The organism is Bradyrhizobium sp. CSS354 (genome assembly GCF_029051725.1).
Taxonomy (GTDB): Bacteria; Pseudomonadota; Alphaproteobacteria; order Rhizobiales; family Xanthobacteraceae; genus Bradyrhizobium.
This window is the reverse complement of sequence record NZ_JAACFU010000004.1, coordinates 413,430-436,906: the sequence shown is the minus strand read 5'-3', so window position 1 is coordinate 436,906 and position 23,477 is coordinate 413,430. Positions and strand designations below refer to the sequence as shown.

24 protein-coding genes are annotated in these 23,477 nt (G+C 64.0%); 7 read left to right on the top strand and 17 right to left on the bottom strand.

The annotated features are described in order from the left end of the window. Positions 1-51: 51 nt before the first annotated feature. The 7 genes from GWG67_RS12040 to GWG67_RS12010 form a co-directional block, all read right to left on the bottom strand. Positions 52-1,407 carry an esterase-like activity of phytase family protein gene (locus GWG67_RS12040; RefSeq protein WP_275169545.1) on the bottom strand — a complete coding sequence of 452 codons (1,356 nt, stop codon included), beginning with the start codon at positions 1,405-1,407 and terminating at the stop codon, positions 52-54. Positions 1,408-1,509: 102 nt separating this feature from the next. Continuing rightward, positions 1,510-2,514 carry an alpha/beta fold hydrolase gene (locus tag GWG67_RS12035; RefSeq protein WP_275169544.1) on the bottom strand — a complete coding sequence of 335 codons (1,005 nt, stop codon included), beginning with the start codon at positions 2,512-2,514 and terminating at the stop codon, positions 1,510-1,512. 50 nt (positions 2,515-2,564) lie between these two features. After that, positions 2,565-3,536: an MBL fold metallo-hydrolase gene (locus GWG67_RS12030; protein WP_275169543.1), complete on the bottom strand. Its 972-nt coding sequence runs from the start codon at positions 3,534-3,536 to the stop codon at positions 2,565-2,567. 132 nt (positions 3,537-3,668) lie between these two features. Further along, complete coding sequence (locus GWG67_RS12025) at positions 3,669-4,565, bottom strand: carbohydrate ABC transporter permease (protein WP_106942023.1); 897 nt, start codon at positions 4,563-4,565, stop codon at positions 3,669-3,671. Next, entirely contained in the window at positions 4,558-5,514 is a 957-nt protein-coding gene (locus tag GWG67_RS12020; protein ID WP_275169542.1) for a carbohydrate ABC transporter permease, read from the bottom strand. The genes GWG67_RS12025 and GWG67_RS12020 overlap by 8 nt, the downstream gene beginning before the upstream one ends. A 136-nt stretch (positions 5,515-5,650) precedes the next feature. Beyond that, entirely contained in the window at positions 5,651-6,994 is a 1,344-nt protein-coding gene (locus GWG67_RS12015; RefSeq protein WP_275169541.1) for an ABC transporter substrate-binding protein, read from the bottom strand. A gap of 88 nt (positions 6,995-7,082) precedes the next feature. Then, positions 7,083-8,126 carry a C-terminal binding protein gene (locus tag GWG67_RS12010; RefSeq protein WP_275169540.1) on the bottom strand — a complete coding sequence of 348 codons (1,044 nt, stop codon included), beginning with the start codon at positions 8,124-8,126 and terminating at the stop codon, positions 7,083-7,085. A gap of 251 nt (positions 8,127-8,377) precedes the next feature. On the opposite strand from GWG67_RS12010, the gene GWG67_RS12005 reads away from it, so the two are divergent. Further along, positions 8,378-10,063, top strand: a complete 1,686-nt coding sequence (locus GWG67_RS12005) for a methyl-accepting chemotaxis protein (protein WP_275169539.1) — start codon at positions 8,378-8,380, stop codon at positions 10,061-10,063. Positions 10,064-10,216: 153 nt separating this feature from the next. Here the strand turns inward: GWG67_RS12005 and GWG67_RS12000 are convergent, their stop codons facing one another. Together GWG67_RS12000 and GWG67_RS11995 are read right to left on the bottom strand one after the other, a co-directional pair. Continuing rightward, the gene (locus GWG67_RS12000) at positions 10,217-11,194 is read right to left on the bottom strand and encodes a tripartite tricarboxylate transporter substrate binding protein (protein WP_275169538.1); all 978 of its coding nucleotides are present in this window, start codon (positions 11,192-11,194) and stop codon (positions 10,217-10,219) included. Positions 11,195-11,291: 97 nt separating this feature from the next. Further along, positions 11,292-12,227, bottom strand: coding sequence for a DMT family transporter (locus GWG67_RS11995; RefSeq protein WP_275169537.1), 936 nt, complete (start codon positions 12,225-12,227; stop codon positions 11,292-11,294). Positions 12,228-12,320: 93 nt separating this feature from the next. Here GWG67_RS11995 and GWG67_RS11990 point away from each other — a divergent pair, with 93 nt between their 5' ends. After that, the gene (locus GWG67_RS11990; RefSeq protein WP_275169536.1) at positions 12,321-12,722 is read left to right on the top strand and encodes a DUF1330 domain-containing protein; all 402 of its coding nucleotides are present in this window, start codon (positions 12,321-12,323) and stop codon (positions 12,720-12,722) included. A gap of 51 nt (positions 12,723-12,773) precedes the next feature. On the opposite strand, the gene GWG67_RS11985 is transcribed toward GWG67_RS11990, so the two are convergent. Continuing rightward, positions 12,774-13,706, bottom strand: coding sequence for a DMT family transporter (locus GWG67_RS11985; RefSeq protein WP_275169535.1), 933 nt, complete (start codon positions 13,704-13,706; stop codon positions 12,774-12,776). A gap of 368 nt (positions 13,707-14,074) precedes the next feature. Here GWG67_RS11985 and GWG67_RS11980 point away from each other — a divergent pair, with 368 nt between their 5' ends. Beyond that, a complete protein-coding gene (locus GWG67_RS11980) occupies positions 14,075-15,367 on the top strand; it encodes an adenylosuccinate synthase (RefSeq protein ID WP_275169534.1) in 1,293 nt (430 codons plus the stop codon). A 37-nt stretch (positions 15,368-15,404) separates the two neighbouring features. Next, positions 15,405-17,030 carry a hypothetical protein gene (locus GWG67_RS11975; protein ID WP_275169533.1) on the top strand — a complete coding sequence of 542 codons (1,626 nt, stop codon included), beginning with the start codon at positions 15,405-15,407 and terminating at the stop codon, positions 17,028-17,030. Positions 17,031-17,171: 141 nt separating this feature from the next. Here GWG67_RS11975 and GWG67_RS11970 read toward each other — a convergent pair whose 3' ends face one another. From GWG67_RS11970 to GWG67_RS11960, 3 genes are all read right to left on the bottom strand, one after another. Next, complete coding sequence (locus GWG67_RS11970) at positions 17,172-17,447, bottom strand: hypothetical protein (protein ID WP_275169532.1); 276 nt, start codon at positions 17,445-17,447, stop codon at positions 17,172-17,174. Positions 17,448-17,706: 259 nt separating this feature from the next. Further along, a complete protein-coding gene (locus GWG67_RS11965) occupies positions 17,707-17,934 on the bottom strand; it encodes a hypothetical protein (RefSeq protein WP_275169531.1) in 228 nt (75 codons plus the stop codon). 37 nt (positions 17,935-17,971) lie between these two features. Next, positions 17,972-18,217: a hypothetical protein gene (locus tag GWG67_RS11960; protein ID WP_247431606.1), complete on the bottom strand. Its 246-nt coding sequence runs from the start codon at positions 18,215-18,217 to the stop codon at positions 17,972-17,974. 144 nt (positions 18,218-18,361) lie between these two features. On the opposite strand from GWG67_RS11960, the gene GWG67_RS11955 reads away from it, so the two are divergent. Both GWG67_RS11955 and GWG67_RS11950 read left to right on the top strand, forming a co-directional pair. Beyond that, positions 18,362-18,787, top strand: coding sequence for a DUF5413 family protein (locus GWG67_RS11955; RefSeq protein ID WP_275169530.1), 426 nt, complete (start codon positions 18,362-18,364; stop codon positions 18,785-18,787). Between the two features lie 61 nt (positions 18,788-18,848). Beyond that, positions 18,849-19,406, top strand: a complete 558-nt coding sequence (locus GWG67_RS11950) for a DUF4112 domain-containing protein (RefSeq protein WP_275169529.1) — start codon at positions 18,849-18,851, stop codon at positions 19,404-19,406. Between the two features lie 78 nt (positions 19,407-19,484). On the opposite strand, the gene GWG67_RS11945 is transcribed toward GWG67_RS11950, so the two are convergent. From GWG67_RS11945 to msrA, 4 genes are all read right to left on the bottom strand, one after another. Next, on the bottom strand, positions 19,485-19,778 hold the full coding sequence (locus GWG67_RS11945; protein WP_007596188.1) for a hypothetical protein: 294 nt from the start codon (positions 19,776-19,778) through the stop codon (positions 19,485-19,487). A 210-nt stretch (positions 19,779-19,988) separates the two neighbouring features. Beyond that, entirely contained in the window at positions 19,989-20,153 is a 165-nt protein-coding gene (locus GWG67_RS11940) for a DUF3309 family protein (RefSeq protein ID WP_081747975.1), read from the bottom strand. Between the two features lie 108 nt (positions 20,154-20,261). Continuing rightward, positions 20,262-20,681 (bottom strand): peptide-methionine (R)-S-oxide reductase MsrB, encoded by a 420-nt coding sequence (gene msrB / locus GWG67_RS11935; protein ID WP_275169528.1) that lies wholly within the window; start codon positions 20,679-20,681, stop codon positions 20,262-20,264. A 43-nt stretch (positions 20,682-20,724) separates the two neighbouring features. Beyond that, complete coding sequence (gene msrA / locus GWG67_RS11930; RefSeq protein WP_027519935.1) at positions 20,725-21,429, bottom strand: peptide-methionine (S)-S-oxide reductase MsrA; 705 nt, start codon at positions 21,427-21,429, stop codon at positions 20,725-20,727. Positions 21,430-21,674: 245 nt separating this feature from the next. Here msrA and GWG67_RS11925 point away from each other — a divergent pair, with 245 nt between their 5' ends. Beyond that, on the top strand, positions 21,675-23,372 hold the full coding sequence (locus tag GWG67_RS11925; protein WP_275169527.1) for a tetratricopeptide repeat protein: 1,698 nt from the start codon (positions 21,675-21,677) through the stop codon (positions 23,370-23,372). Positions 23,373-23,477: the final 105 nt, after the last annotated feature.

The following is a 23,477-nucleotide window of genomic DNA, read 5'->3' as shown; positions in this document are numbered from 1 at the left end:
TGTCATGCCCCGGCTTGACCGGGGCATGACCCGCATTGAGAGAGCGTCAGCTTATTTCGCCTTCAGAAAATCCGCGACATCGAGCAGCATGAACTCGTCGTCGTCGGCCTTGTTGGGATCGCGGCTGGACGAGAACGGCAGATTGTTGTCGTTGCCGACGATGATGTGGGTTTCATCGACACGATCGACGTTCTCGATCGTGAAGAACGGGAAGGTGTAGACGCCGTCATTGAGCGGCTTCTTCGCCTTCTTGTCGGGATCCCTGATCTTCAGGAGGTCGATATAGCCGATCTTGCGCACGGGCTTGCCGACATTGGCGTCGGTGAGCTCGATCTTGTAGACGCGCTTGAACTTGGCCACGTCAGGGAAGCAGTTCTCGCCGCGGGTGCCTTGTGGGCAGGCCTTGTCGGGCGTGCCTTCGCCGTTGTCGCGCTCGATGATCAGGCCGGCGCTCGGGTCGATCATGTTGAAGTCGCCGATGGCATTGCCGTTCTGCTCGAACACATACTGCCAGTAGCGACCGGTGAACTTCTCCGCGGTGACGTCGAATTCGAGGATGCGGGAGGCTTCCTTGCCGTCGACTTTCTCCCAGTCCTTCTTCTCGGCATCCCACAGCGGGCCCTCGAGCAGGCCGTAGAGGAATTTGCCGTCCTTGGAGGAGGCGAAGCCCTCATAACCCTTGGAGCGACGCAGGTTGACGTTGGTGTAGGTTGCGCCCGGCGCGCCCGGCGTCGCCGCCGCCCAATGATCCGGCGATCGCACCGGTTTGCCGTCAGTGACCGTCTCGAACAGCCCGAGGATCTTGCCGGTCTTGTCGGCCTTCAGGATGTAAGGGCCGAACTCGTCGCCGATCCAGATGGTGTCGCCGATGATCTGAAAGCCCTCGGTGTCGAAGTCGGCGCCGGTAAGATAACGCCTCTCCGTGTCCTCGTGCACGATGCGGAACGGCACCTTTTTGTTGGGATCGTGCAGGAACACGGTCTCCAGCCGCTCGATCTTGCCGCCGGCCCAATCCATCTTGTAGCGGTTGAGGTACAGCATCGAATCCGGCGAGTTGGCGCGCGCGCCCATGCCGTTGTCGGTGATGACCCAGAAGGTGCCGTCCGGCATGGTCTTGATGCCGGAATGACCCTGCAGCGGCTGGCCCTTGAACGGCAGCGACACGCCGGTCGCCCGCTCATAGGACTTGCCCATCACCGTGCCGAGCGCGTCGACCCGCTTGCCGGTGGTGTATTTGCCGGATGTCTTGAGATCGGCGGGCGCGTCTGCCGGCGCGTCGATGAACGTGGCAGCCGGCATCACCACGTGGCCGGCGAGCTTGGCGGGGAATTCACCTTCGCTCTGCGCGAGCGCGGAGCTCGCGGTGAGAATGATCGTTGCGACGGTGCCAAGAAAAGTCGCGCGCATGTGCGTCTCCTGTTAACGGAGACCGTCTTATGCGGACGCGCATTGCAGTTTTGTGAAGCCGGGCCAAACGCCGCAGCCGACCGTTATTTTCTTCCGGAATGATCAGGCGATCTTGCGGGAGAGGAAGCCGCGGATCAGCGGGACCATTTCGTCGAACTTGTCCTCGAGCGCGAAATGGCCGGTGTTGATGAGGTGAAATTCCACCTGGGGCAGGTCGCGTTTGTAGGGATGGGCGCCATCGGCCGGGAAGATGAAATCGTTCTTGCCCCAGACGATCAGTGTCGGCGGCTTGTGCTTGCGGAAATAGGCCTGTACCGCGGGATAGAGTGGCAAATTGGTCCGATAGTCGTAGAACAGGTCCATCTGGATTTCGCTGTTGCCGGGACGGTCGAGCAGCGCCTGATCCTGCACCCAATTGTCGGGTGAAATCCGGCTGACGTCGGACATGCCGTCGGTGTACTGGAATTTCGTCGTTTCCAGCGTGACCAACTTCATCAATGCCTGCCGGCTGCCATCGGATCCGTCGGCCCAGTATTGCTTGATCGGATTCCAGAACTCCTTCAGCCCTTCATCATAGGCGTTGCCGTTCTGCACGATCAGGCCGCTGATGCGCTCTGGATTCTTGAGCGCGAGGCGCCAGCCCACGGGAGCTCCGTAATCCATGACATACATCGCATAACGGGTGACGCCGAGCTGGTCGAGCAGGCCGCCGACAAGCTCGCCGAAACGATCGAACGTGTACTTGAATGTCGCGCGCGGTGGCATCTCGCTCTGGCCATATCCAGGATAGTCGGGAGCGATCACGTGGTACCTGTCGGCCAGTGCCGGGATCAGGTTGCGGAACATGTGGGAGGAGGTCGGGAAGCCGTGCAGCAACAGCACAACCGGGGCGTCCTTTGGACCCGCCTCGCGATAGAAGATCTTGATCCCGTCGACGGTCGCGGTTCGATGATAGGTGACCGGATAGGCAGCGGCGGTGTGTGCGTCGCGCTCCGGCTTCGCGGATGCTGCTGTCGAAGAAAATGCGACAGCCGCTCCGGACAACCCAAGAACGAGACGGCGACGATCGAGGAGCGATGGCTTGCGTGTGGTCTCCGCGGTTTCCATGTCAATGTCCTTTCAAAACGATGAGTTCGCCGACGGCCGCGAGGCGTTTTTCAAACGCCCTGATAGACCAGCCGGGTGAAGAAGCCGGGATCGATCACGAATTGCCCCCATATCGCGTCGAAGGCCGCTGTCGGCTTCGCCGCAACGGTTTCATCCCGCGTTCGTCCCTGCTTCTTGAGGCGGGCGACGTTGTCGCGGATCCCGACGAGCATGTCGCGAAAGGCCTGGAACTCGGCTTTGTTGCCGACCGGTTTGCCATGCCCGGCGATGACGATCGTGTCCTTGTCCATCGCCGCGAGATTGCCGTCGCATGCAGCGATCATCCCGTCGATGCTGCCGCCGGTCGAATAGTCGATGAAAGGATAGATGCCGTTCCAGAACATGTCGGCGACGTGAACGATGTTGGCTTCCGCGAAGGTGACGGAGATATCGCTGTCGGTGTGCGCGGGCCCGTAATACTTCAGGCCGATCGAGCTTCCGTTGAGCTTGAGCTCGCGGCTGTCGGCAAAGACTTCGCTGGGGATTCCGCCCGCGCCGAGCGGAAGGAAATTGTAGTCCCAGTCCTCGACCCGCTGCACTTCGGCAAGGTGTTTGCGGGTGTTTTCCTGCGCAATGATTTTGGCGCCGGCTGCATGCAGCCATTCGTTGCCATCGGCATGATCGAAATGCCAGTGGGTGTTGACGAGATGGGTGACGGGATCGGCGCCCAGATCAGCCAGCGCTTTGGTAAGCTGGGGGCGTGAGACGCGGATGCCCGCATCGATCAGGACTTTGCCATCTGGTCCGGTCAGCACGGCAATGTTGCCGCCGGAGCCTTCCAGCACGGTGATGTTGTTTCGGAGCTTGTGCGTGACAATCGGCGATACCGCAGCACTGTCCTTGATCAGGCTGACGATGCCTCGCGCTTCTGCGTAGGCTTGCCTGGGGCTGAGCCATCCCGAAGCAGCGGCGGACGCAGCGGCGCCGACGCAACACAGGCAGAAACCGCGTCGAGATAACGACGGGAGCTTTGGCGAACGCATGCAATTCTCGCTTTCTCGAGCGACAATCGAGGCGCCAATGATCGACCCCGCTGTCACGATGGAGCGTGGGGCCAATACAGCAAGCAGTCTATCACGATAGCACGATCGACTGCGCTTGCGCGCAGCCGCGAGTTACTCCTTTACCGCCCCCGTCAGCGACGACACGTAGTAGTCGACGAACAGCGAGTAGAAGATCGCAACCGGCAGCGAGCCGAGCAGCGATCCCGCCATCAGCGCCCCCCACTGGTAGACGTCGCCGGTGACGAGCTCGGTCAGGATCGCGACCGGCACCGTCTTGTTGGCGCCGCTCTGGATGAAGGCGAGCGCGTAGATGAACTCGTTCCAGGACAGCGTGAAGGAGAAGATGCCGGCCGAGATCAGGCCGGGCACCGCCAGTGGCAGCGTGATCCGGCGCAGGATCTGGAGCCGTGTGGCGCCGTCCACCAGAGCGCATTCCTCGAGCTCGTAGGGAATCGACTTGAAATAGCCGATCAGGAGCCAGGTGCAGAACGGCACCAGGAAGGTCGGATAGACCAGGATCAGGGCGAGCGGGCTGTCGAACAGGCCGAACTGCACGACCACGGTTGCGAGGGGAATGAACAGGATCGACGGCGGAACGAGATAGGCGAGATAAATGCCGAGGCCGACATAGGGGCTGCCGCGGAAGCGCAGGCGTTCGATCGCATAGGCGGCAAGCGTGCTCGCGATCAGCGACAGCGTGGTCGAGCCGATCGCGACCAGCATCGTCGTCCATAGCCAGCGCGGATAGGCGGTGTTGAACAAGAGGTGCTTGATGTGCGCCAGCGTCGGCGAGGAGATCCAGAACGGATTGTGCTCCTTGTAGTTCATCAGCTCTGCGTTCGGCTTGAATGACGTGATCGTCATCCAGTAGAACGGAAACAGGAGGATCAGCACGAAGCAGCCGAGCGGCAGATAGATCATCATCAGCCGCCGCAACCCGGAATCCCAGGCCATGGTGTCCGGCGGTGTGGTGGCGACGGCGGCCGGTTGGGCGGCGGTATCAGTCATTGCTCTCTCCCTGCTGCCATTTGCGGCGCGCCAGGCCGTAATAAGAGAACAGCGTCGCGAACACGAGGAACGGGATCATCGACACCGCGATCGCCGCGCCCTCGCCGAGCTCGCCACCGGCAATGCCGCGCTGGAAGGCCAGGGTTGCCAGCAAATGGGTCGAGTTGCCGGGGCCGCCGCGGGTGATGGCGTAAACGAGCTGGAAGTCGGTGAAAGTGAAGATGATCGAGAAGGTCATGACGATGGCGAGGATCGGCATCATCATCGGGAAGGTGATGTAGCGGAACCGCTGCCAGGCGCTGGCGCCATCGAGCATCGCGGCCTCGTAAAGCGAGGGCGAAATGGTCTGCAGGCCCGCCAGCAGCGAGATCGCGACGAAGGGAATGCCGCGCCAGATATTGGCGGCGATCAGCGAGAAGCGCGCCGGCCAGGGCGAGCCGAGGAAGTCGATATTGGTGGTGCGCCAGTGCAGCACGTCGACCAGAAGGTAGGAGATGATCGAGAACTGCGGATCGTAGATCCACCAGAACGCCAGCGCCGAGAGCACCGTCGGCACGATCCAGGGCATCAGGATGATCGCACGCAACAGGCTCTTGAACGGAAAATGGTTGTTGAGCAGCAGTGCGAGCCAGAAGCCCAGCGCGAACTTCCCGAAGGTCGCGATCCCTGTGTAGACCACGCTGTAGAACACCGCGTTCCACCACAGGGAATCGGTGAGCAGATACTGGAAATTCTCGAAGCCGACGAAGACGCCTTTCCTGCCGATCGTGGTGTCGGTGAAGGCGAGCCAGATGCCGAGGCCGAGCGGATAGGTCAGAAACACCGTGAGCAGCCCGATCGCGGGTGCGAGGCACATCACGATCAGGAACGGCTTGTAGTCGAACAGGCGCACCAGCCAGGACGGCTGCCGCTGTGCGAGGGCGAGAGTGGGAAGTGTGGTCACGGACATCGGTTTGTTGTCCCGTCTCTGGAAGTCACCACGCCCGTCATTGCGAGGAGCGAAGCGACGAAGCAATCCAGGCTGTGACCGCGGGAACAGGCTGGATTGCTTCGCTTCGCTCGCAATGACGTGCTTCTGTGCAGCGTTACTTCTGCCGCCGGAAGTACCGCTTGCAGCGCTGCTCGGCTTCCGCGGCCGCGGCTTCCGGCGTGGCAGCGCCGGTCGCGACGGATGCGAACATCTGGATCAGCACGTAGTCGGCGCTCACGGCACCGGTCGCAGTCGAGATCGGGCCCGCGTAACCGTCGTAATAGGTGCTGTTCATGGTGTTCTTGAACAGCTGCACCTTGGGATCCTGCGACCACACCGAGGCCTCGGCATAGGCGGCCAGCGGCTGGGACCAGTAGCCGGAATTGGCGTTGAGCCACGGCTCGTACTGGTCCTTTTCGAGCATGTATTGCAGGAAGGCCTTTGCGGCGTTGGGGTACTGGCTGTGCTTGAACACCATGGCGTTCAGCGTCAGGCCCGCCATCGGAGAGACCTTGGCCAAGCCCTTCGGCAGCAACTGATGCTCGCTGTCGTCGGCGATCGCCTTGGTCGCCGGATCGTTCTTCAGCGAGAAATACAGCGAGACGCCGTTGGCGGTCAGCGCGATCTCCTGCGCGGCGTAGGCGCGGTTGTTGCTGACGTCATTCCAGGACGTCGTGCCGGCGATGAACGTCGGGTAGAGCTGCTTGACCCAGTTCAGCGCGGCGATGGTCTCCTTGCTGTTGATGACGACGTTGCCCTCTTCGTCGAGCAGGGCCGCGTTGTGCGACCATAGCGCCCAACTTGCGAACCCGTTGCCGTCTCCCTTGGCGTTGCCGAGCGCGAAGCCCGCCGGCTTGCCGGCCTTCTGGAGCTTCTGGCAAAGGTCGAGAATTCCGGCATGGTCTTCCGGCACCTTGTCGAAGCCGACCGATTGCAGGATCGACTTGCGGTAGATCACGGGGCCCGCGGTGGCTCCGAACGGCAGCCCGATCCAAATGGGGCTCTTGTTCTTCTTGCCGTAGCGCTGCGCCAGCGGCAGCCAGCCGCCATACTTCTTGCCAAGATAATCGGCAACGTCGGTCAACTCGACCAGCTTGTCGACGTAGATGTGGGGCGCATCGGAGAAGCCGATGATGATGTCGGGACCGGCGCCGGAGTTCGAGGTCACCGCGGTCTGCTGGTTGATGTCTTCCCAGCCGACGAAATCGACCTTGATCTCGACGCCGGTTTCCTTGGTGAATTTCGCCGCATTGGCGCGGAACACATCCTCATCGGCCTGGACGAAACGTACCGGCCGCAGCATGCGCAGGGTTGCGCCTTTCTCGATCGGCAGTTTCGGTGCGGGGACGTCCGCGGCCTTGATCGCGGATTGGGCGTTTGCCGGAGCACCGGTTGCCGCGATTGCCGCAGCGGACAGGCCCAGCGCCAAGGCATCACGACGTGTGATGTCGTTCCTCATCGGTTCCTCCCTATATGTTTCCCTTCCCGGCGTTGATCGCCGGTGAAGGGTCTTTCCGGTTGCCGGCGCGCCTTCGCGGCCGCCCCGCCTAGCTGTTCGGGCCGCGGTCCATGCTGACAGGCTGCCAGCGGCGGAGCGCGGTGTCTTGCAGCACCGACGGATTGACGCAGCTTACCGGCCACATGCCCTGAAGCACCAGTGACAATTCGTAGCCCACCCGGCGCTTGCGCGCCTCGTCAAACCGTGCCGAGGCGGAGGCGACATGGGCGGTCAGGGTGACGTTTTCCATGCCGAGCAGCGGATTGTTGTGCGAGGGCGGCTCTTTCTCCAGCACGTCGAGGGCGGCATGGGCGATCCAGCCCTCCTGAAGCGCCTTGATCAGGCTTTCCTCGTCCACGGTGGCGCCACGGCCGGTGTTGATGAAGACCGAGCCCTTCTTCATCTGCCGGAAGTGCTTCTCGGTGAGCATGTGATGCACCTCGGGCCGGGCGGGGGCGTGCATCGAGAGGAAGTCGGATTGCGACAACACCTCGTTCAGCGTCGCCGGAATCACGCCGTGGTCGGACATCAGCGTTTCCTGGATGAAGGGATCGTAGGCCATCATCCGCAGGCCGAACGGAGCTGCGCGTTTCGCAACTGCACGCGCGACGCGGCCGAACGAGATGAAGCCGAGCGTCTGGCCCATCAGCCGCGGAATCTTCGACAGCGCCGGCCGGCCTTCGGCCCAGCGGCCGCTGCGTACCATCCGGTCCTGCTCGACCAGCCGGCGGAAGCCCGCGAGCAGCAGCATCATGGCATGGTCGGCGACCTCCTCGATGAAGGTATCGGGGATGTTGGTGACGGGAATGCCGCGCGCGGTTGCGGCCTTGATGTCGACGCTGTCGACGCCGACCGAGCCGAGCGTAATGACCTTGCAGCTCTCCAGCGCGTCGATGATGGTCCTGGTGATCGGGATGCCCTTGGCGTAAATGGCGTCAGCTGTCTTCGCGGCGGCGATGAACCCGGCCTCGTCGGCCGGCGCCTCGACGATCTCGGCGTCGATCGGATCGAGCGCTTCGCGCTCGTAGGAATAATCGCTGCTCGCGACCGTGAAGCTCGCGCCCTTCGGCGTCACCACCCTGTATTTCGGCATATCCTGCTCCCGATTTGGTTTCTTGTTGTGACCCGGACTTGGCGCGGGCCTCTGCGTCTTTTACGCGAAATCGGGGCGGTTGCGTACAATCGGCGGTTGCCGTGGCGGCGATTTGTGCGACGGCGCCGACGTTTCCTCCGGGCTTTTACGGGGCGCTCCGTAACAGGTTGCTAAGGGCTCGCCACTAAAAGTTGATTCAATTGCGATCGATTCCCTCGCGCGTCCTTATCCCTTTGTTGCCGGAGCATCCCGTGAAATTGAGCAATCTGAAGATCGCCCCCAAGCTCGGCATTCTCGTCGGCGTCACCTTGTTCGGCCTGTGCATCTCCGGATTTCTGGCCGGCTATCTGATGAAGCAGGAGATGGTGAACGCGCGTATCGAGCAGGCCAAGGCCATCGTCGACATGGGCCGCAACTATGCGGTGGCGCTGAAGAAGCGGGTGGATGCGGGCGAGATGACGAAGGACGCCGCGATGGCTGATCTTCGCCGCTACGGCAACGCGATGACCTATGACAAAGGCGCCGGCTATCTATTCGGGACGTCCTATGACGGTATCACGCAGCTGGCGCCAGATCCAAAGCAGATCGGCACCAACCGCATGGAGGTTCTGACCAATGGCCGCAAACTGTCCTTGGAGCTGATGAACGGCGCGAAGGCTAACGGTTCGATCCTTTTGACCTATGAATACGCGAAACCGGGCCAGGAAGGCTTGATCCGGAAGATGGGCTACGCTGTGGCCGTCCCCGAACTCGAGATGTATCTCGGCACCGGCGCCTATCTCGACGACATCGACGCAAAGATGGGCCCGGTCTACTGGCTGCTCGGTCTCGCCATGTTCGGTATCGTCATCGTCGCCGGAAGCGTCGCCTGGCTGCTCGGCCGCAGCATCAGCCGTCCCTTGGCGCTGCTCGGAGCCCGCATGAAGGATCTCGCCGAGGGCAAGCTCGAGGGCGACATTCCCGGCGTGGGCCGTGGCGACGAAGTCGGCGCAATGGCGTCGACCGTCCAGATCTTCAAGGACAACGCACTGCGCATTCGCGACCTCGAGAGGACCGAAGCCGATGCGAAGGATCGTGTCGCGGAGGAGCGTCGCAGCGCGATGGAGGGCATCGCCAGCGAATTCGAACGCAGCGTCAACGGCATCGTCCGATCGGTCTCCTCGGCCGCGACGGGCATGCAAGCCACTGCGCAATCCATGACCGCGACCGCGAGCGACGCCTCTTCCCGTGCGGCGACCGTCGGCGCGGCCTCGCAGAGAGCGTCGGGCAATGTCGGCACGGTCGCCGCGGCGGCCGAAGAGCTGTCGAGCTCAGTTGCGGAAATCTCGCGCCAGGTCACCCGCTCGACCGAAGTGGCGAGCCGTGCCGTCAACGACGCCGAGCGCACCAATGCCACGGTGCAGGAACTCTCCACCGGCGCCGAGAAGATCGGCGAAGTGGTCAAGCTGATCCACTCGATCGCGGCACAGACCAATCTGCTCGCCCTCAACGCCACCATCGAGGCGGCGCGTGCCGGTGAATCCGGCCGCGGCTTCGCCGTCGTCGCTTCCGAAGTCAAGGCCCTCGCCAACCAGACCGCCAAGGCCACCGAGGAAATCTCCGCCCAGGTCGCGGCGATGCAGACCTCGACCAGCGATGCGGTCGCCGCCATCGGCGGCATCACCCAGACCATCGCCGAGATGAGCGAGATCACCGCGGGTATTTCCGCGTCGATCGAGCAGCAGGGCGAGGCCACCCGCGAGATCGCCCGCAACATCCAGTCGGTCGCCGCCGGCTCGAGCGAGATCAACGCCAATATCGGCAGCGTCACCTCGGCCGCGGAAGCGACCGGCACGGCGGCAAGCGACGTGCTCACCAATGCCCGCGAGCTCGACAGCCAGTCCGGCGCGTTGCGCAGCGCAGTCGACGGCTTCCTCGCCAAGATGCGCGCGGCGTAAGCCGCCACACCAGAGCGACCCATCTACTCCATCGTAATGCCCGGGCTTGTCCCGGGCATCCACGTTCTGGGACGCCGTACGCGTCGATAGGCGTGGATGGCCGGGACAAGCCCGGCCATGACGGAAAATGCGAAGCGCGCAGCTTCGCGAGCCCTACTGCTTCTCGATCCCCGCCTCCCGGATCAGCTTCTCCCACAACACCAGCTGTTCGTTCACGAACGTACCGAGCTGCTCGGGCGTGCCCGAAAACGCGTCCATGCCGAGGGTGGCGAGCTTGGCCTTGATCTCCGGCTGCTCGATGATCTTCCGGATCTCGGCATTGAGCCGCGTCACGATCTCCTTGGGCATGCCGGCGGGTCCGAAATAGCCCTGCCACGACGAGATGTCGAAGTCGCGCACGCCGGCCTCCTGCATCGAGGGCAGGTTCGGCACCAGCGGCGAACGGTCCTTTGTCGTGACGGCGAGCGCGCGTAGCGCGTTGCCCTGGACATGCGGCAGGCCGGTCAGGATGTCCACGAACATCATCGAGACGCGGCCGCCCATGACGTCGTTGAGCGCCGGCGGCGAGCTCTTGTAGGGCACGTGCAGAAGGTCGAGCCCGGCATTGTGCGCAAAGGTCGCGCCCGAGACGATCGCCGAGGACGAGCCCGAGGCGTAGCTCAGCTTGCCCGGATTGGCCTTGCCATAGGCGATGAGTTCGCCGACGGTCTTGGCCGGCACCTCCGGGTGGATCACCAGCATGAAGGGGAGGTCGCCGGTGCGCGCGATCGGAGTGAAGTCCTTGACGGGATCATAGGTCAGGCTTTTGAGCAGATAGGGATTGGCCGAATGCGTGGTGTTGGTGGTCACCAGCAGCGTGTAGCCGTCGGGCGCGGCGCGCGCGACATAGGTGGCGGCGATCATGCCGTTGGCGCCCGCCTTGTTCTCGATGACGATGCCGACGCCGAGGGCCTGCGACAAATGCTGCGAGATCAGCCGCGTCGTGGTGTCGGTGCCGCTGCCGGCCGCGAACGGCAGTACCAGCGTGATGTTGCGGCTCGGATAGTTGTCGGCCTGCGCAGCGGATGCGGCGGCGAGACAAAGGGCGGCCGTGCCGATGGCACGCAGGTTTCGGATCAACGCTGAAAGCATGTCTGTTCGTTCCCTCTTTTTTCGTTGGCGGGGAACCTAGCGTCTCCTCGTCGAAATCGGAAGGCGCGAGTTTGTCGCTTCGTCTCGCGCTGCGGAATTACTTCACCGCAGACCCTTGGCGCGAGGCGATCACGACGCCGGCGAGCACCAGCAGGTAGCCGATCAGGTGGAATGGCTGGATCTTTTCGCCGAGCAGCAGGATCGCCATCGCCGAGCCGAACACCGGCACCAGATGGAAGAACGGCGCGGCGCGGTTCGGGCCGATCAGCGCCACGCCCCGGTTGAAGAACAGATAGGCCAGCGTCGAGGGAAAGATCAAAATGTAACCCAGCGTCGCCAGCGTCATCCCGTCGAGTTGCAGGACGCGGCCGCTCCAGGCCTCCCAGATCGCGGTCGGCAGCAGCATCGTCGCGCCGCAGCAGGTGGTGAAGGAGAGAAAGGACAGTTGGTGGATCTTCGGCCGCCGCGGGATGAAGGCGGAGTAGATCCCGAACGCCACCAGCGAGGAGGCGAACATGATGTCCCCCCTGTTGAAGCTGATGCTCGCGAGCGCGGCGAGATCGCCGCGCAGGATGATGATCAGCACGCCGAAAAGCGAGATCGCGATGCCGGCGAGCTGCGCACCGGTCAGCCGCACGCCGAACAGCACCAGCGACCACAGCGCCACGAACAGCGGTCCGGCCGACTGGATCAGCAGCGCGTTCAGCGCCTCCGTGTACTGCATCGCCCAGTACGAGATCGCGTTGTTGAAGGCAAAGCCCACCAGCGACAGGAACAGCATCAGGGGCAGGCTCTTGCGCAAATTCGGCCAGTCGCGCTTCAGGTGCGGCCAGGCGAAGGGCAGGAGGATCAGGAACACGCCGAACCATCGGATCGTGGTTACCGTCAGCGGCGGCACATGCGCACCGACGTGGCGCGCGAGCACGATGTTGCCGGCCCAGAACAGTGAGCTCAGGCTAAGCAGCAGATAAGGCTGGTTGTTGAGCCAACTGGCCGGATTGGAGGCCGGTGGCGCGGGCGAAGCGATCGTCATTGGGGTTGGATACAAGCTTGCGCCGGATGTACGTCGTGACACAAGTCACGCGGCCGCAATGCTACAATGCAGGCATGACCAGAGGAGGCGGGATTGGCGGTTAATATGTTGAACATCGACGGCCTGGAGCGGCTCGATCCGCATGCACCGGTGGTGATGTTGAACCTGATGCGCTTCCACGCGCGCTCGGGCGACGGCGACGGTTCCGGCTGGGACGCCTATTTGCGCTACAGTGCGGTCACGGTGCCGATGATCAAGGCGCGCGGCGGCACGCTGCTCTGGACCGGCGAGGCGAAGACGGTCGCGCTCGGCCCGCAGCAGGGCAACAACTGGAATTTCGCGGCGCTGGTCTATTATCCCACGGTTGCGGCTTTCGTCGACATGATGACGTCGGAGGCCTATGAGACCGAGGCCGATCCGCATCGCGTCAACGCCTGCGCCGAGCACGTCATCATTGCGACCAACGAAGCGTACAGCAAGTTCAAGATGAAATAGCCCCGGCTGCCGCGCCGCGCTTTTCCCTCTCCTACGGCGGAGAAGGAGGACCTATGCCGCCTGCTTCCGTGACGCCACGAACACGCCGGCCAGCACCAGCGCGAAGCCGATGAAGTGGAACGCCTGCGGGTGCTCGCCCAGAAATGCCATTGCCATGATGGAGCCGAACACCGGCACGACATGGAAGAACGGCGCGGCGCGGTTGGCACCGATCAACCGGACACCGCGATTGAAGCAGAGATAGGCGAGCGTCGAGGGGAACACGGCGACATAGAACAGGGTCAGGAGGTTCGGCCCGTCGAGCTTCATGACGGGACGCGCGGACAGCTCCCAGATCTCCAGCGGAATGAGACAGGCAGCACCACAGCCGAACGTGAAGGCGAGGAACGACAGGCCGTGCATCGGCGGCCGCTTCAGGGTCAGCACCGAATACAGCGCGAAGATAACGAGCGCGACGACGAAGATGAGGTCGCCCTTGTTGAAATCGATGTTCGACAGCGTGGTGAAATCGCCATGCAGCAGAATGATCAGCACGCCGCACATCGACAGCAGCACGCCGAAGGCCTGCGCCACGGTGAGCCTGACACCGAGGATGGCGAGCGACCACAGCGCCACGACCAGCGGCGCGGCCGACTGGAGCAGCAACGTGTTGAGCGCCTGCGTATGCTCGAGCGCCCAATATTGCAGCGTGTTGAAGGCGCCGATGCCGGTGATCGAGAGCGTGACCATCAGGCCGAGCTTGCCGCGGATCGCGGGCCAGTCCTGCGCAAGATGTTTCCAGGCGAACGGCAGCACCAGCAGGAAGGCAAAGAACCAGCGCAGGAACGACAGCGTCACCGGCGGGATGTGACCGGCGGCGAGCCGCCCGACGATGGCATTGCCGGCCCAGCACAGCGCGGTGATGCTGAGCAGCAGATAAGGCTGGTTGGCGATCCAGTTGTGGCCGGTCGTGGCGGCGCCGGTGGTCTCGTCGGTGGCGGACATCGTGATTGTTGTGGCCCCGCGTCATGCGCCAAGCCTCCGGCCCGGCGGCACCCGGGCCGGCTCGTAACCCGGCTCCCTCAAAGACACGGAAATCGAGGTTGCATCAACGGGGGCCGGATGCATCGCGACCATGCAGCGGTGGAAGCAGCCTCTCACGCTTTGGTCGAAGCCATTGCGCTTGTCGCGAAGGGTTCTGAATTTTCCGGGGATATCAAAGGCTTGGAGCGCGCTCGCGGCCCCAAAAAGGCCCCGTTCTTGCTTGCTTACAGAGGCTGCATCCTTTATCCGGTTGGCTGCCTCGCGTTCGAGCGGCCCCGGCCGTGATTGGGCTGGGCGCATCTAACAGATTGCATAGGGATTACCCGCGAATGGCCAATGTTGTCGTCGTCGGCGCCCAGTGGGGCGACGAAGGAAAGGGCAAGATCGTCGACTGGTTGTCGGAGCAGGCGGACATCGTCGTCCGTTTCCAGGGCGGCCATAACGCCGGCCACACGCTGGTGATCAACGGCAAGACCTACAAGCTAGCGCTGCTGCCCTCGGGCGTGCTGCGCGAGCAGAAGCTGTCGGTGATCGGCAACGGCGTCGTGTTCGATCCCACCGCCTTCCTCGACGAGGTCACCAAGCTGCGGTCGCAGGGCGTCGCGGTCAGCCCGGACAATCTGCGGGTCGCCGAGAACGTCACCCTGATCCTGCCGCTGCATCGCGAACTCGACGCGCATCGCGAATCCGCCAATGCGGCGACCGCGATCGGCACCACCCGCCGCGGCATCGGCCCGGCCTACGAGGACAAGGTCGGCCGCCGCGCCATCCGCTTGATGGACCTCGCCGATCTCGACACGCTGCCGCACAAGATCGACCGGCTGCTGGCGCATCACAACGCATTGCGCCGCGGCCTCGGCCTGCCGGAGTTCGACGGCAAGGAGATCCTGAAGGAATTGACTGCGCTCGCGCCGCAGCTCCTGCCCTATGCCGAGACGGTGTGGCGGCTGCTCGACATCAAGCGGCGCGAGGGCAAGCGTATGCTGTTCGAGGGCGCGCAGGGCGCGCTGCTCGACGTCGATCACGGCACCTACCCTTACGTCACCTCGTCCAATACGGTGGCGGCGCAGGCCGCGACCGGCTCGGGCCTTGGCCCCGCCGCGGTCGGCTATGTGCTCGGCCTCTGCAAGGCCTACACGACCCGCGTCGGCCAGGGCCCGTTCCCGACCGAGCAGGACAACGCGACAGGCCGTAAGATCGGCGAGCGCGGCCGCGAGTTCGGCACCAATACCGGGCGGCCGCGCCGCTGCGGCTGGTTCGATGCGGTTCTGGTTCGCCAGGCGGTCCGGACCTGCGGCATCAACGGTCTGGCGCTGACCAAGCTCGACATTCTCGACGGCTTCGACACGATCGAGGTCTGCACCGGCTACAAGCTGGACGGCAAGGAGATCGATCATTTCCCGGCGGGCGAAGGCGCCCAGGCCCGGGTCGAGCCGATCTACGAGACCATCGAGGGCTGGAAGGAGCCGACCGCCAATGCGCGGTCCTGGGCCCAGCTGCCGGCCCAAGCGATCAAATATGTCCGCCGGATCGAGGAATTGGTGGGGTGCCCGGTCGCACTGCTTTCCACCAGCCCCGAACGCGAGGATACTATCCTGGTACAAAATCCGTTTGAGGCTTAACGATCTCTTACCGGGACGCGCGTATAATTGAGTAGAAATGGCTGATTACTATCCGCTGATCGCCCGCGCTATTGCCGCCCTGGACCCCAACGCTCCCGGCGAGAGTCGTCGCGCGCTCTACGAGCGGGCGCGCACGGCGCTGATCGCGCAGCTCCGCAGCGTGCAGCCGCCGCTCTCCGAATCCGAGATCACCCGCGAGCGGCTTTCGCTGGAAGAGGCCGTCCGCAAGGTGGAATCAGAGGCTGCCCAGCGTGCCCGCGAGGCCTCGCGCCCGGGTGGCGGTGCCCGCAGCAGCGGTAGTGGCGATGCCTTCCGCCGCGCCAGCACCCGCGCCACCGAGGGCAACGCGCCCGCGCCCCAAACTTCTGCCCCGCCGCGCACCCGTCCGGCTCCGCCGCCGCCGCGCGCCGACCGGCCCTCCTTCAATGTCGATGACCAGGGCGAGGCCCCGCGCGCGCCGCGGGCTCCGCGTTTCGACGCACCGCGGCAGCCGGGTCCGTCGGCACCGCCGTCGATGCCGGAGCCTCCGCCGCCCGGACGTGATCGCGCCAGCGGGCGCCGTCCGCCCGACATGGGACCTCCGCCGCCGCTGCCGCCGGCACCGGGCGTGCGCGGCTTCCGCGACATCACGGCCGACGCCAACGATCTCGGCGGCGCCGCCGCGCAGGCCAACCGTGCCGCGCGCCGCACTTACGCCAACGTGCCCTCGCCCTCGCCGGAATTCGACCGGCTTGAGCCGAGCCTGGAGAATCGCGCCGCCGGGGCGGACGCGCCCTACTCCTACGACGAATCGATCGAGGAGGCCGAGCGCTACGCGCCGCAGTCGCAGCCGCCGTCGCAACGTCCGCACATCCCCGTTCTCGACCGCGACACGAAGAAGAAGCGCGCCCGCACCGGCCGCGCCTTTCCGTTCAAGAGCGCGATCGCCGTCGGCATCGTGCTGATCCTGGTCGGTGCCGGCATCCTCTGGGGCAAGCAGCTGGTCCAGACCGCGACCAACCTGTTGAAGTCTTCGCCGACGCAAGTGGTGGAGGCGCCCAGGGATTCGTCTCAGCCGCAGAGCAAGCCCAAGATACCGGATCGCGTCGGCCAGCCCTCGGCCAGCGACCAGCCGGTCGCGCCGGTGGCGCAGAAGGTCGTGCTCTATGACGAGGATCCATCCGATCCGAAGGGCAAGCAGTATGTCGGCTCGGTGGTGTGGCGGCTCGAGCCGATCAAGGCCTCGGGCAACCAGAAGGCCGACGTCGCCGTGCGCGCCGACATCGAGATCCCGGACCGCAAGTTCAAGATGACGATGTCCTTCCGCCGCAACACCGACTCCTCGCTGCCGGCGAGCCATACCGCGGAGCTGACCTTCGTCCTGCCGTCGGACTTTCCGGGCGGCGGCGTCGCCAACGTGCCGGGCATCCTGATGAAGTCGAACGAGCAGGCCCGCGGCACGCCGCTCGCAGGGCTCGCGGTCAAGGTCACCGACGGCTTCTTCCTGGTCGGCCTCTCCAACGTCGACGCCGACCGCAGCCGCAACGTCCAGCTCCTGAAGGAGCGTTCCTGGTTCGACGTGCCCCTGGTCTACGCCAACCAGCGCCGCGCCATCATCGCCATCGAGAAGGGCGCCCCCGGCGAGCGCGCCTTCAACGACGCCTTCGCGCAGTGGGGCGACTAGGGCACTCCGTCATTCCGGGGCGACGCGTAGCGTCGGGCCCGGAATCCATTTTCCCAAGTCACGCGTTTTCCCAAGTCACGCGTTGCACGATGGGTTCCGGGCTCGCGCTTGGCGCCCCCGGAATGACGTCGTGGATGCGTCCTATTGCGCGGCAGCTTCCCGCTTGCGCGATCCTGTCGCGGCTGCGTGCTCGCGGTCCATCACGGCGCGACAGCCCGGGCTGACCTGAGCCTTCTTCTGCACCATGCAGGCCCTGATCCTGGGGATGTCGGGAATCTCACTCGAGCACAGCCGCATGGCGTCGCCGGAGCACATCTGCTGCGCTTCGGATGAGAAGGCGAGGCCGGGCGATGTCTGGAATGCGATGGCTGCGGTTGTGACGGCGAAGAGAGTTGCGATGGTCTGGTAGCGTGTCATGCGGAATGCGTCCCCGAGTTCCGTGGGTTGAGCCACTTGGTTTTGGGGCGCCGCACGCGGCTTGATCTGCCGCATGTCACAGCCTTCACGCCGGGACCTCAATCCCGCATGTGGTCGCTCGATCTCTCGTGATGTTCGAATCGAAAAGTGCTGCGCCGCCCGAATCAAGTATGCGCCATTGTCGCGCAGCTGCAATGGCGGGCAAAAAGGAATTCGCAATTGTTGCGCGCACGTCACGCACAATGCGACTGGCGTGCGATCAGATCAATCGATCGGAGGATGCGCTCGCTTGTTCCGCATCGCTTGCGCCAAGCGCTGCGTGCTCCTCGACAGCAGTAACGCCCTTTGCCGTGAGCTCGAACAGATCGCCGTCCTTCATCACGTAACCGTCGGCGATCAGCTCGCCTATCTTGCCGTGCCGGTCGTCGGCAAAGGCGATGGATTGGCTGATGTCCCTGAGAATCGAGAGCTGTTCGTCGCGCAACATGGCTTCACTCTCCATTATCCGGGAATTGTTCCGGTCCTCACATGCCGTGGCTCTGAAAGACCTTGCTGCAAGACCGCGACAGCTTGGCTCTGTTGGCTTGCAAGCAGCCTTGCACCGCCATGTCATTGCCGAGGTCCTTGCGGCAGAAGCGCGAGGCGTCCCGCGAACAGGCCTGCTGCTCCTGCGGCGAACCCATATGGCCTTGTGCGAGAGCGGGCGCGTTCGACAGGCCGCTCACGGCCGTCAGCGCGATCGTCGCCAGGAAGAACAGTTTGCGGGACATCGGCGGCTCCAAATCTGACAGGTGAGTTTCAGGTCCTGTCTGAACTCGTCGCTGTGCCGCTTGTTCCCGACGCAGTGCCGCACCCCCCGCTATTCAAGGTTCCCGCGGCCCTGCTATAAACGGGGCCAAGGATGAGGGTGCCTGATGAAACGCTATCTCGTGTTTGCGCTGGTTGGCCCGTTCGTGGGCGGGTTCCTGCTGCTGCTGACGACGACCTACCAGTCCGGCTATTGGACCCAGACCAGTCTCGGCGAGGTCGGCAAGCTGTTCGCGGTGTTCTTCAAAACCCTGCAATACAGCTATCTGTTCGGCTTTCTGCCCTCGCTGATGATCGGTGCGGTCGACGACATCCTGATCCACATCCGCCGGATCGGCCCGGTGCTGCGGATGCTGCTGGTCGGCGTGTTCGCCTTCATCCTGGCCTCGCTGACCTACAGCTCGCGCGGGCCGGACTCGGGCGCGGTGCAGTTCATCCTGTACGGCCTCGTCGGGTTCGTGCCGGCGGTGATTTCATCCTGGCTCGTGCATAGATATGTCGAGGAGCCGCAGCCGGCGGCGGCACAGACTTGAGGGCGCGACCTTCGATCACGCCGCAGCAACCTCCGCCGCGCTGGCGCGTTCCCTACAGGCCATGACCATGCCCGATGACGATATTCTTGCTCCGCGTCGCTCCCGTTCGGGAAACCGCTCGGGCGCGGCCTCTTCGGGCACCGGGGGCCGTGGGCCGATCATCGATCAGGACGGTCACGAGATCCGGCCCGAAACGCTGGAGCAGGGCTTTCGCGAGTTTCGCTTCGAGTTCGGGAAGGACAGTCCCTTCGCCGGCAACCCGTTCGGCAATCTGACGCGCGAGCAGCGGATCGCGCGGATCGAGGCGATCGCAAAGCTGCTCGATGTCGCCTTCGTGCTGCCCGGGACCAATATCCGCTATGGCATCGACGGCTTGATCGGACTGATCCCCGTCGTCGGCGACATCATCACCACCGCGATCTCGCTCTGGCTGGTGCGAGAGGCGAGAGCGCTCGGGGCGCCCTGGTACATCACCGCGCGCATGCTCGGGAATGTCGCTCTCGACGGCGTCGTCGGCATCGTCCCGTTCGCGGGCGACGCCTTCGATGTCATGTTCCGTGCCAACATGCGCAACGTGCGCCTGCTCCGCCGCTGGCTCGACAAGCAGCCGCGCATCTGACACGCCCCAAAACGCAAAAAGCGCGACGGCCTTTCGGCCATCGCGCCCTGAGCGCACATCGGAGTGGCTGACGGAAACTTACGCCGCGTCAGCAGCGTCGGTGCTGGCCTCAACCGGCTTGCGGTGACGGGGCAGCGGGAAGGCTTCGCTCTCATAGAGCGAGCGGATGCCGTTCTGGTCGAAGCGCGCTTCCTCGACCTGGAGATAGGCGCCGTTCAGCGAGTCCGTCGGCAACTGCTCCATCGCGAACTGGACGGCTTCGGCCGCGGTGCCGAACCGGCGATAGGTGAAGCCTGCACGCTTCTTCTTGCGGATCGCAGCGGGGAAGAGTTCGGCGGAAGTATTGAAGTTGAACGGACGCAGTGGACGCATGGTCAAAGACCTCGTGATCTCTCTGGGGCTTTAAGCGCGTGGGGTTTAGACGGGCAGAGGCCACGATTGAGTGGGCGCCGCACATGTCATTTTCGTCCTCTAATATAGCCCGTTTTGACAAAATTGCGACCCCCGCGATGCGAGATGATGAATCCGCGCATGGCTGCTCCGCAACCTGGAAAGGTTCAACAATATCAGTGCCTTGAAGGGTTATAGCTTGCCAAGGAGCAGGAGCACGAGCAGCACCACCAAGACGAGGCCGCCGATCCCCATGCCGGAATGACCCATTCCGTAGCCGTAGCCACCGACGCGGCCAGACAGGCCGCCGACGAGATAAATGATCACCAGGATGATCAGGATGGTCCCAAGCGTCATGGCATCCTCCCTGGCGGCCGCCGCAACGCCATGGCCGGCCGCACCACCGGGGAAGAAAAGCACATCGCGCCGCCGGGTTCCATGACGGAACCCGGCGGCCCGCAAGGTTTATTTGGGTTCGAGCTTCAGCGCCGCGGAATTGATGCAGTAGCGCAAGCCCGTGGGCCCTGGGCCGTCGGGGAAGACATGGCCGAGATGGCCGCTGCACTTGGCGCACAGCACCTCGGTACGGATCATGCCGTGGCTGACGTCCCGCTCCTCGTCGATATGGCCCTCGACGGCCGGCTGGGTGAAGCTCGGCCAGCCGCAGCCGGAATCGAACTTCGCGTCGGACTCGAACAGCACATTGCCGCAGCCGGCGCAGGTATAGGTGCCGGCGCGGTGGTCGTGCTCATATTCGCCGGAGAAGGGACGCTCGGTCGCCTTCTCGCGCAGCACCGCGTATTGCATCGGCGACAATTCGCTGCGCCATTGCTGTTCGCTCTTGATGACTTTGTCGTCCGTGGTTTTCGTCTTGGTGTCGGGCATGGGTCTCCCGTTTTTCGATGATCTTGTTTCGATGATCTCGCGATCAATTGGTGGCCTTGCTGGCGCTCACCAGCGTCGGCTTCTCGATATAGTTATCCGCGAACAGCTTTTTCAGGTTCTCGACCTTCGGGAGGTCGTTGTAGGCGATATAAGGCTGGTTCGGGTGCAGCGTCAGATAATCCTGGTGATAGGCCTCCGCTGGATAGAACGCCTCAAGCGCGCCGACCTTGGTCGCGATCGGCTTGCTGAAGACCTTGGCGCCGTTGAGCTGGGCGATATAGGCCTCGGCCACCTTCTTCTGCTCGTCGGAGGTGGTGAAGATCGCCGAGCGATATTGCGTACCGGTGTCGGGGCCCTGCCGGTTGAGCTGGGTCGGGTCGTGCGCCACCGAGAAGTAGATCTGGAGGATCTTGCCGTAGGAGATCTTCTTCGGGTCGTACTTGATCTCGACCGATTCCGCGTGGCCGGTCCGGCCGCTCGATACGGTCTGGTAGTCGGCCGTCGCCTTGGTGCCGCCGGCATAGCCGGAGACCGCGTTGACGACGCCTGCGGTGTGCTGGAACACGCCCTGCACGCCCCAGAAGCAGCCGCCGGCGATCACGGCGGTCTGGATCCCGCTAGCGGGCGCCGCGTCAACGGCGGGAGCGGGGATCACGACCGCATCCTCTGCAGCCCGGGTCGGCGCGGCAAAAGCCAGCGTCAGGGCGGTGGTTGCGGCGAGCAGGGACAGGAGGGCAGGTCGGCGCATGGCGATCCTCTTTCCGAAGGTCTGACAGTCTAGGGCGGTTGGGGCCGGGCGAATAGCCTGCCCGGCATTTTCGGACATTCGAGATACGGGCCGACCCGGCGATTGTTACGGCCGGACGGACACGAGTGTGTGAAACGCGCCGCCTGGAGCAGCCCGGCTTGGCGAGGACCGGAACTCCGCGCTAGATGAACCGGCGCGATCGGTGATCGACTTAAAAGAATCGTGGCTGGAGCTGACCTGACAACATGCTGCGCGTCGCATCCCTGACCCTCGTCGCTGTTCTCGCCGTCCTGGCCGGCTGGAGTTCGATCGCGGCGGCCGATCCGAAGCCCGGCGACGACCTCGCCCTTTGCCGCGACCGCCAGGCGGATGCGCAGGCGAGGGCGCAGGCCTGCGACAATTTGCTCAACGCCGACCGGCTCACCGGCAAGGACAAGGCCATCGCGCTCTCCGTGCGCGGCAATACGCTGATCAACAAGCGCGACTACGTCCACGCGATCGAGACCTTGTCCATGGCCGTCGACCTCGATCCCGACAACGTCGTCACGCTCAATCTGCGCGGCCTCGCCTATGAGCGGACGGGCCAGGACGACCGTGCGATGGCGGACTACAACCTCGCACTTCAGAAGCGCCCGACCTACGGTGTGCCCTACAACAACCGCGGCATCATCCAGGTGCGCCGGGGGGCGCTGCAAAGCGCGCTCGACGATTTCAACCTGTCGATCAAATACGCGCCCAAGTTTCTGCTCGGCTATACCAACCGCGCCCGCGTGCGCACGCTGATGAAGGATTTTGACGGCGCGCTCGCCGATTTCGCGGAGGCCGAGAAGATCGAACCGGCCGCGCCGCAGATCACCAGCAACCGTTGCATCACCTACGGCATGATGGGCAAGTTCGACCAGGCCTTCGCCGATTGCAACGGCTTGATCGAAAAGCAGCCGAAAAACGTGTACGCGATCAACAATCGCGCCGACGTCAACATGTTGAAGGGCGATTTCGACGCCGCGCTGAAGGACTACAACACGGCGATCCAGATCAACCCGAACAACGTCCGGGCACATTCGGGTCGCGGCCAGATCTACGAGCGCAAGAAGGATCTTGCCCAGGCCCGTGCAGACTATCGCGCGGCGGCCTATTCGTTGACGAAGTTCGACGAGTTCGATGTCGCGCGTGCCCGCGCGATCGCACAGGAGCGATTAGCCGCGCTGACCCCGCAGCCGTCGGCTGGATCCACGGGACGCCGCGTGGCGCTTGTGATCGGCAACGGTGCCTACAAGAACGTCCACGCCTTGCCCAATCCGCCACGTGACTCGAAAATGATCGCAGCCGTGCTGCGCGATGTCGGCTTCCAGACCGTGATATCCGTCAGCGACCTCACCCGCGACAAGTTCTTCGAAGCGTTGCAGACGTTTGCGGCCGAGGCGGAGAAGGCGGATTGGGCGGTGGTCTATTACGCCGGCCACGGTTTCGAGATCGGCGGCGTGAATTATCTCGTTCCCGTCGATGCCAAGCTTGCCGCCGACAGGGACGCCGAGACCCAGGCGGTTGCGCTCGAGCAGGTGATCGCGGCGGTGGGCGCTGCGCGAAAAGTGCGGCTGGTGATGCTGGATGCCTGCCGCGACAATCCGTTCGCGCCGACCATGCAGCGCACCCTGTCGCTGAAGCTGGTAGACAAGGGCTTTTCCAACATCGAGCCCGGCGCCGGCTTCATGGTGGTCTACGCCGCCAAGCACGGCGAGACAGCGATGGACGGCGACGGCGGCGCCGACAGCCCGTTCGCCACCGCGCTCGCCCGCGAAATCAAGGTGCCGCGCGTCGAAATCCGAAAACTGTTCGACATCGTCCGCGACGATGTCTGGCTTGTGACCAAGCACGTGCAGCAGCCGTTTTCATACGGCTCGCCGCCGGGAAGAGAGGATTTTTATTTCGTCGCGGGGAAGTAGGGATCGTAGGGGACCGTAGCCCGGATGGAGCGCAGCGCAATCCGGGAATCACGATCGCGGAGCTAACCCCGGATTACGCTGCGCTCCATCCGGGCTACGGCAGCC